Source organism: Corallococcus sp. CA053C (assembly GCF_003611675.1).
In the GTDB taxonomy this organism is placed as follows: Bacteria; Myxococcota; Myxococcia; order Myxococcales; family Myxococcaceae; genus Corallococcus.
This window is the reverse complement of sequence record NZ_RAWA01000433.1, coordinates 1-8,324: the sequence shown is the minus strand read 5'-3', so window position 1 is coordinate 8,324 and position 8,324 is coordinate 1. Positions and strand designations below refer to the sequence as shown.

General features: G+C 70.0%; 9 protein-coding genes. 6 read left to right on the top strand and 3 right to left on the bottom strand.

The features are described from left to right. Positions 1 to 171, bottom strand: a 171-nt coding sequence (locus D7V97_RS46880; RefSeq protein WP_199729057.1) for a zinc-ribbon domain-containing protein, incomplete at its 3' end; no start/stop codon positions are given. A 228-nt stretch (positions 172 to 399) separates the two neighbouring features. Here D7V97_RS46880 and D7V97_RS36360 point away from each other — a divergent pair. The 3 genes from D7V97_RS36360 to D7V97_RS36350 all read left to right on the top strand — a co-directional run bounded on the left by D7V97_RS36360 (position 400) and on the right by D7V97_RS36350 (position 3,466). Then, positions 400 to 1,713: an NAD(P)/FAD-dependent oxidoreductase gene (locus D7V97_RS36360; protein ID WP_120615207.1), complete on the top strand. Its 1,314-nt coding sequence runs from the start codon at positions 400 to 402 to the stop codon at positions 1,711 to 1,713. 78 nt (positions 1,714 to 1,791) lie between these two features. After that, a complete protein-coding gene (locus tag D7V97_RS36355) occupies positions 1,792 to 2,502 on the top strand; it encodes a glycosyltransferase family 2 protein (RefSeq protein ID WP_120615206.1) in 711 nt (236 codons plus the stop codon). A 25-nt stretch (positions 2,503 to 2,527) separates the two neighbouring features. Next, the gene (locus tag D7V97_RS36350) at positions 2,528 to 3,466 is read left to right on the top strand and encodes a polysaccharide deacetylase family protein (RefSeq protein ID WP_199729058.1); all 939 of its coding nucleotides are present in this window, start codon (positions 2,528 to 2,530) and stop codon (positions 3,464 to 3,466) included. A 60-nt stretch (positions 3,467 to 3,526) separates the two neighbouring features. On the opposite strand, the gene D7V97_RS36345 is transcribed toward D7V97_RS36350, so the two are convergent. Continuing rightward, positions 3,527 to 4,939: a DUF2252 family protein gene (locus D7V97_RS36345; RefSeq protein WP_120615204.1), complete on the bottom strand. Its 1,413-nt coding sequence runs from the start codon at positions 4,937 to 4,939 to the stop codon at positions 3,527 to 3,529. Positions 4,940 to 5,032: 93 nt separating this feature from the next. Here D7V97_RS36345 and D7V97_RS36340 point away from each other — a divergent pair, with 93 nt between their 5' ends. Together D7V97_RS36340 and D7V97_RS36335 are read left to right on the top strand one after the other, a co-directional pair. Further along, positions 5,033 to 5,887, top strand: a complete 855-nt coding sequence (locus tag D7V97_RS36340) for a lysophospholipid acyltransferase family protein (protein ID WP_120615203.1) — start codon at positions 5,033 to 5,035, stop codon at positions 5,885 to 5,887. Then, positions 5,884 to 6,852, top strand: coding sequence for an SDR family oxidoreductase (locus D7V97_RS36335; RefSeq protein WP_120615202.1), 969 nt, complete (start codon positions 5,884 to 5,886; stop codon positions 6,850 to 6,852). The genes D7V97_RS36340 and D7V97_RS36335 overlap by 4 nt, the downstream gene beginning before the upstream one ends. A gap of 331 nt (positions 6,853 to 7,183) precedes the next feature. Here the strand turns inward: D7V97_RS36335 and D7V97_RS36330 are convergent, their stop codons facing one another. After that, entirely contained in the window at positions 7,184 to 7,603 is a 420-nt protein-coding gene (locus D7V97_RS36330) for a hypothetical protein (protein WP_120615201.1), read from the bottom strand. 91 nt (positions 7,604 to 7,694) lie between these two features. On the opposite strand from D7V97_RS36330, the gene D7V97_RS36325 reads away from it, so the two are divergent. Continuing rightward, on the top strand, positions 7,695 to 8,324 hold a 630-nt coding region (locus D7V97_RS36325; protein ID WP_233583441.1), incomplete at its 3' end, for a tetratricopeptide repeat protein.

Here is an 8,324-nt window from a genome sequence, read left to right as displayed (position 1 = left end):
GGCCTGGGGCTCCGGGGAGGGCGCGGCTTCGGGCGCCTCGTTGCTCACGCCATCGGCCTTGATGGGGAACGTGGTCTGGCACCGGGCACACTTGAGCTTCGCGCCCCCGGGCGGGATCCGCCTGTCATCGATGTTGTAATTCGTCTGGCACGACGGGCAGGAGACTTTCATTGTTTTCCTTCGACGAGACCGGCTGGCGCGCGCACGCGCAGCAATGAATGGGGCGTGCGATGGTCCGCGCGGCGCGTGCAGGCTAGCAGAGGCGTTTCAAGCCCGGAAAGAACGCGCCCCCGGGCGGAGAGTCGTCACCCGGCCGGGCAGGAGGGCGGGCGCCCGCCCCTACCGACAGTGTGCGTTCGTTTTCCAGCCCCCGGGGCGAGGTGGTAGACCCGACGGCGCATGGATCCCATCGTCATCCTGGGGGCCGGCCTCGCGGGCCTGTCCACCGCGCATTTCCTCAAGCGCCCCTGGCGCCTCATCGAGAAGTCGGACCGGGTCGGCGGCCTCATCAAGACCGAGGTCATCGACGGGTGTTACTTCGACCCCACCGGTCACTGGCTCCACCTGCGCGACCCGGAGATCCAGGAGCTGGTCAACACGCTCTGGCTGCCGGACCAGATGGTCCGCATCCAGCGCCGGGCCGCGGTGTTCTCGCGCAGCACCTTCACGCGCTTCCCCTACCAGGTGAACACCCACGGGCTGCCGCCGGACGTCGTCGCGGAGAACCTCGTCGGGTACGTGGAGGCCCTCTACGGCGAGAAGGGCCGCGCCCTGCGCGAGCGCGAGCCCGTCAACTTCGAGGAGTTCATCCTCCGCTACATGGGCGAGGGCTTCGCGAAGAACTTCATGCTGCCCTACAACCAGAAGCTGTGGACCGTGCACCCGCGCGAGATGTCCGCCGCCTGGGTGGGCCGCTTCGTGCCGCGCCCCAGCCTCAAGGAGGTCGTCGACGGGGCGCTCGGCGCCGGCAGCGACCAGCTGGGCTACAACGCGTCGTTCCTGTACCCGCGCGAGGGCGGCATCGAGAGCCTGGCGCGCGCGATGAAACAGCACCTGCGCGGCGGCGAGCTGAGCGTCCACACCGAGCCCGTCTCCATCGACTGGAAGGCGAAGCAGGTCGTGCTGTCGGACGGGCGCACGCAGGGCTACTCGGGGCTCGTGTCCTCCATCGCGCTGCCGACGCTGGTGCAGTTGATCTCTCGTAGCGCCGCCGGGGTCCCGGACGAGGTGCAGGCCGCGGCGAAGCGGCTGCGGGCCTTCACCGTCACGTACGTGTGCGTCGGCGTGAAGGGGGCGAACCGCCAGCCCTGGCATTGGATCTACCTGCCGGAGCCTGAGTTCAAGTCGTACCGCATCGGGTCACCGTCGGCGGTGTACGCGCCCCTGGCCCCGCCGGACACGGCCAGCTTCTCCGTCGAGTTCAGCCACCACGGCGAGCTGTCCCTGGCGGACGCGGAACAGCACGCGGTGGAGGACCTGCTGCGCTCGCAGATGATCCATGCGAAGGACGACGTCCTCTTCGCCCGGGCGCGGGAGATCCCCAACGCGTACGTCCTCTACGACGACGCATACGGCCCCGCGAAGACGGAGGTGGCCCGCTTCCTGGAACACGCGGGCATCCTCACCGCGGGGCGTTATGGCCAGTGGGAGTACTCGTCCATGGAGGACGCCATCCTGGGCGGGCGGGCCTGTGCCCGGACTTTGAACGGGTAACGCGAGGGGTCATCTCCCTGTCGACGGGTGGGTTGGGGCCGTGCTAGGCCCCAGGCCTACCTTTCGCTTCCCGGACCCATGGCCCTGCACCTCTCCGTCGTCATCCCCGTCTACAACGAGGAATCGATCATCGCCCAGGCAGCTGAAGAGCTGAGTCAGGGGCTGGATGCTCGGGGGCTCGACTACGAAATCATCTTCGCGGAGAACGGCTCGCGCGACGCGACGCCCCGGCTCCTGGAGGAGCTGTGCTCGAAGAACCCGCGCCTGCGCTGGTTCCACTCGGAGACGCCCAACTACGGCGTGGCGCTCAAGGCCGGCATCCTCAAGGCCCGGGGCACCTACGTGGTGTGCGATGAGATCGACCTCTGTGACCTGACCTTCTACGACTCGGCGCTGCCCCGGCTGGAGCGCGGCGAGGCGGACATGGTCGTGGGCTCCAAGGCCGCCAAGGGCGCGAGCGACCAGCGCCCCCTGGTCCGCCGCGCGGCCACGCGGGTGCACAACAAGCTGCTGCGCATCGCGCTGGGCTTCCAGGGCACGGACACGCACGGGCTGAAGGCGTTCCGCCGGGAAGCGCTGCTGCCCGTCATCCAGAAGTGCGTGGTGGACATGGACGTGTTCGCCAGCGAGTTCGTCATCCGGGCGTGGCGCGAGGGGCTCAACGTGATGGAGATCCCCATCCAGCTCCACGAGAAGCGCCAGCCGTCCATCCACCTGTTCCGGCGCGTGCCCAACGTGCTGAAGAACGTGGGCAAGCTGTTCTACGTCATCCGCATCCGCGGGACCTGAGAGAGGGGAGCGCTCCATGTCCGCGGTGCGCCTGGCGTCCATCTCCGTCGACCTGGATTCGCTGCCGCACTACTGCCGGATCCATGGGCTGCCCGAGTCGCTCCTGGATGCGCGCGCCCGCACGTTGATCCACCGCGTCGCGGTGCCGCGCTTCCGCGACCTGCTGGCGTCCGTGGGCTCACCTGGGACGTTCTTCGCCATCGGCGAGGACCTGGAGGAGGACCCCGGCGCGGCGGACGGCATGCGGCAGGCCCATGCGGCGGGCATCGAGGTGGCAAGCCACAGCCATGCCCATGACTACGCGCTCACTCGGCGTGGCCCTGTCGCCATCGCCGAGGATCTGGCGCGCGCGGACGCGGCCATCCTGAAGGCCACCGGCGTGCGTCCCTCGGGCTTCCGCGCGCCGGGCTACACACTGAACGCGGACCTGTACGCGGCCACCGTGGCGCAGGGGTACCGGTACGGCTCGTCCGCGTTCCCGGCGGCGCCGTACTACGCGGCGAAGGCGGCGGTGATGGGGGCGCTCGCGGCGCTGGGACGGCCCTCGCGCTCCGTGCTGGACACGCCCCGTGTGTTGCTGGCGCCGCGCGTGCCGTACCGGCCGGATCCGGCGCGGCCCTACCGGCGGGGCGCGGGCGCGGTGGTGGAGCTGCCGATGACGGTGACGCCGCTGGTGCGCTTCCCGTTCATCGGCACCTTCGCGGCCACGCTGCCTCGCGGCACGATGCGCGCCGCGTACCGTGCCTGCCGGGAGGATGCCTTCTTCAACTTCGAACTGCATGGCGTGGACGTGCTGGATGCGGCGGATGGCATCCCGCCGGAGCTCGTGCGCCAGCAGCGCGACCTGCGCGTGAGCGCCGTGAAGAAGCAGGAGCGGCTGCGCAGTGTGTTCCAGTGGCTGAAGGACGACTTCGACGTCGTCACGCTGCACGACGCGGCGGGGCATTTCTCCGCGACGCTCTGAGTCTCTGTGACGGGGCAGTCGCCGTGCGACCTGGCGAACGGATTCACGGCGCCGCTCTGATCAGCGCCCAGCCTTCAGGGCCTTCCAGTCCGCCTCGGCCTGATCCGCGTAGGCCCGTGCGAAGGCGGTGAGACGCTTCGTGGCCTCGGCGGTGTCGCCGCCCAACCAGGTCTCCAGTCGCGTGGCCTGTTCGCGCGTGTTGCCGTGGGCGCGGGCCAGCACCACGCCCGCTTGTTCGAAGGTGGAGCGCAGCGCCTTCTTCTTCGCGAGCGCGGTGTCCTCCAGCTTGTGCTTCTCCGGCTCCACCTCGCGCACGAGGAACGCTCGGCCTCCGATGCTCACCGCGCCCGTGAGCGGGTTCGCGTCTCCGGCCAGCGCCTGCTGCGCCTTCACGACGCCCTCTCCATTCGCGGGGACCGGCGGCGACGTCACCCCGGACGCGAGCAGCTCCTTCAGCTCCAGCAGCACGGGCGGTGCCTTCGGATCCGCCGCGCCCACGAGCACGTAGTCGCGCTCCAGGCCATAGCTGCTGCCGCCCGCGTCCAGCCGCTCGGCGAGGTCCAGCACCCGCAGGGGGACCGCCACGCCCTCGGAGCCCTGGAGCGACTTCTCATACGAGGCGAGCGCCGCGCGCACCGCGCCCTTCCTCGCCGCGTCCAGGGGCTTGAGCGTGTCCGTGTGGAGGAAGTGCGGGCCCTTCGCGCCGTCGAACTTCACGTACTTCGCCAGCAGGTCCTTCGCCGACGTGTCGCGCGCCTGGTCGATGAGGTCCTTCACCGGCCCGGAGGATTCCTTCTTCGTCAGGAAGGCCCCCGGGTTCGCATCCCCGTCCGCCAGCAGCTCCAGTGTCTCGAAGTAACCCTCCGCGAGCGCCTTCACCGCCGAGGCCTGCTCCGCGGACGACAGGCCCGCTTCGCGCGCGGTGAGCACCGCGCTCGCGGCCAGCCGCGTGAGGTCCGCTTCCGGCGACGCCGTGCCCGCCTGGTCGAAGTCGTTCAGCCCCCACACCGCCTTGCCATCCGGTCCCCGGAAGGTGCCCAGGTTGCCCACGTGGGCATCACCCACCACGAGGATGTCCGGGGCCGGCCGGTCCACCAGCTTCGCGGCCTGCGCGTACGGGCCCCGCAGGTCCGCGTGGAAGAGGGCGGGCATGGCGCGGAACATCGCCGCGGGGCTCTCGCGCATCATCGCGAGCTTCTCCTTCAAGCGCGCGGGCGGCAGGTCCAGCCGTGCGTTGAAGTCGCGCACGAAGGCCACCGCCTGGGCGGGCTCCCGCGCCAGGCCCGCCGGGGCGGACCGCGCCAGCACCGGGGCGTTCGCGACCACGGTGTTGCCGGCCCGTGGCGCAGGGGCCTGCGGCTGGAAGTCGCTGGACGCGGAGGCGAGCGTCAGCATCGTCGCGGCGACGGTGGAGCCGGAGGAGGACGTCCGGGCGGGCGGCAAGGACGGCGGCGGCTTGGGCGGGATGCGCATATGGGGGGACCTTCCGGCGGATTATCGTCAGAAGGACTTCACGGGTTGCCGGCACACTCCCAGCGTGCGTGCCGGGGTGCTAAGGAGCCAGCCATGCTGGAGCGTTTCAGCGACAAGGTGAAGAAGGGTCTGCGCGGCTGGACCGAGCGCATGGCGGGCGAAGCGCAGTCGGGCGAACTCCAGGGCCTGGCCCGGACGGAGAACGAGTACGGGGTGGATCCGTTCGGGTTCAACCTGGACTACAGCCTGGCGGCCATCGCCCCGTTCCTGTGGCTCTACCGCCACTACTTCCGCGTGGAGGCCTACGGCGCGGACCGGATTCCCCCCGGGCGCGTGCTGCTGGTGTCCAACCACTCCGGCCAGCTGCCCATGGACGGCGCGATGATTGGCATCGCCCTGATGGTGGAGGGCTCTCCGCCGCGCGCCATCCGCAGCATGGTGGAGAAGTGGGTGCCGTCCCTGCCGTACGTCTCCACGTTCATGGCGCGCGTGGGCCAGATTGTCGGCACGCCGGAGAACTGCCGACGGCTGCTGGAGGCCGAAGAGGCCATCCTCGTGTTCCCCGAAGGCACGCGCGGCCTCAACAAGCTGTGGCCCCAGCGCTACCAGCTCCAGGAGTTCGGCCTGGGCTTCATGCGGCTGGCCCTGGAGACGAACACGCCCATCGTCCCCATCGCCGTGGTGGGCGCCGAGGAGCAGGCCCCCGCGCTGATGAACCTGAAGCCGCTCGCGAAGCTGCTGGGCTTCCCGTCCTTCCCCATCACGCCCACGGGCGCGGCCTTCCCGCTGCCCACGAAGTACCGGATCTACTTCGGCGACGCGCTGCACTTCACCGGTCGCGCGGACGACGAGGACAGCGAACTCGACAAGAAGGTGCGCACCGTGAAGGCCTCCATCCAGGCGATGCTCCAGCAGGGTCTCAAGGAACGCCGGGGCGTGTTCTGGTGAGCGCCCCGCACGAGGAGGAGAAGGAGTCGCCGCGAGGCGCCCTCAAGCCCGCCGTCGTCGTCACCGGCATCAGCGGCAACCTGGGCCGCACGCTGGCGAAGATGCTGCACAAGCACGAGCGCATCATCGGCATCGACCGGCGCCCCTTCGCGGGCCGGCCGAAGGACGTCGAGATGCACCAGCTGGATTTGCGCAAGAAGAAGGCGGAGGACGTCTTTCGCAAGAACGAGGTCCGCGCCGTCATCCACATGGGCATCATGCATGACCCGCGCATGAGCGAGGAGGAGCACCACTCGTTCAACGTCGTGGGCACCACGCGCCTCTTGGAGTACTGCGCGAAGTACGGCGTGAAGAAGGTGGTCGTCCTCTCCTCGGCCAACGTCTACGGCCCCAGTCCGGACAACTCCAACTTCCTCACCGAGGACGCGCCGCTGATGGCCGCCAGCCGCTTCTCCGGCGTGCGCGACCTCATCGAAGTGGACATGCTGGCGCACAGCTTCTTCTGGAAGCACCCGCACATCGAGACGGTCATCCTCCGGCCCGTCCACATCGTCGGGCCCACCATCAAGAACGCGCCCTCGCACTACCTGCGCCTGCGCTACCCGTGGACGCTCGCGGGCTTCGACCCGATGGTGCAGCTCATCCACGTGGAGGACGTGGCGCGCGCGATGGTGGCGGCCCTGCGCCCGGAGCCCAAGGGCGTCTACAACGTCGTCGGCCCCGGCCAGGTGCCCCTGTCCGCGGTGCTGCGCGAGCTGGGGAGTACCCCCATCCCCGTGCCGCACCCGGTGGCCCGACCGCTCCTGGGCCTGATGTTCCGCTACCGGCTGGCCAACTTCCCGCCCCCGGAGCTGGACCACATCCAGTTCCTGTGCGCCGTGGACGGCAACCGCTGGGTCCAGGACGTGGGCTGGAAGGCCCACCACTCCATGCGCGACACCATCCGCTCCGTCATCGGCGAGTAGCGGATTTTCCGTGGGCCGCCACCGGGGTCCCTGACACGGATGTCACTGGGGCGACGGCGGCATGGCAGGGGGCCTCTGACAGCGCTGTCAGGGACGACCCGGCGGCGGTGGCGTCCTGGGCATGCAAGTGCCTGATTTCCCGCAGGAACCCGGGGTGCGGTGGGGCGGCGGGAGGGTTGGCACCGGCATTGCTCTACAGCCAGGCAACACGGCGGAGTCGCAGCGGGCCTGAGAAACACTGCGCGACCCCGTCACCCTGGTAGGGGGTTCCATTGGGGAACCCTCGACGCCCACCGTCTCGGCCGGCCCCGAGGCGGTGGGCGACTTTTTTCTACTCCAGCTCGCCCGCGAACGGGCCCGCCTGCTGCTTCTCCAGCAGCCAGACGCCGTCCCGGAAGACGAACTCCGACGTGACGGTGTCGGTCTGTTCGGAGGCGGAGGGCAGGCGCATCCACTGGATGCGGCTGTGCACGGTGGCGTGCTGGCCGTCCTCGGCGAGCTTCACGTCCTCGATTTCGAAGTCGGTGACGGTGAGGTCGCGCTCGTCGTGCAGCTCGCGGCGCTGGCGGTCGAAGTCCTGGCGCTCCTCGGGGACGAGGAAGCTGGACAGGGCGCGGTAGTTGCGCCAGCGCAGGTTCTTGTGGAAGCCCTCCACGACGGGACGCAGGGTCTCCAGGTCCGAGGTGGGCGGGGTGTGGGCACAGGCCCCACCGAGGACCAGGGCGAACATCAGGGCAGGCAGGCGTTTCACGTGCGCGACGCTACCACCGGCTGGGCGCGAGGCACGACGGCAGTGCTATGGTCCGCGCTCCCCCGCCCGAGCACCGGAGTCGCGACTCAACATGGCCAAGTCGATGGTGGAGCGCTACGAGCAGCTCCTCCGGCAGGACCCGACCTCTTCCGTCTTCGTGGAGCTCGCGAAGGCGTTGTTGGAGAAGGGAGACGCGGCGCGCACCATCGAGGTGTGCACCCAAGGCATCGCCCACCATCCCACGTCCACCGTGGGCCGGGTGCTGTGGGGCAAGGCGCTCATCCAGTTGGGTCGGCCCGCCGAAGCGATGGAGCAGTTCGACCAGGCCATCGCCATCGAGAAGGACAACCCCTACGCCTACAACCTCATTGGCGAGGTGTTGTTGCAGCGCGGGCTGTACCGCTCGGCGCTGCCCATCCTGCGCAAGGCCGTGGCGCTGCAGCCCAACAACGGGCGGGTGAAGCAGTGGTTGGATCAGGCCCAGCAGGCGCTGTCCGGCGGGCCCGCGCCCATCTTCGCGGACCTGGGCACCCTGGTGGTTCCGGCGGCGGCGCCGGACGAGGACGAACCCGCGGCCCCTGGGGCGGCGGAAGCACATCCGTCCGCGTTCGATGCGCGCGCCGCGGCAGCCGCGGGACTGGAGCCGCGTCGCGTCCGGACGGAGACGCCCTCGGGTGGCGTGGAGCGGACGCCGACGGGTGATGCGGGGACGGGGGAGGGC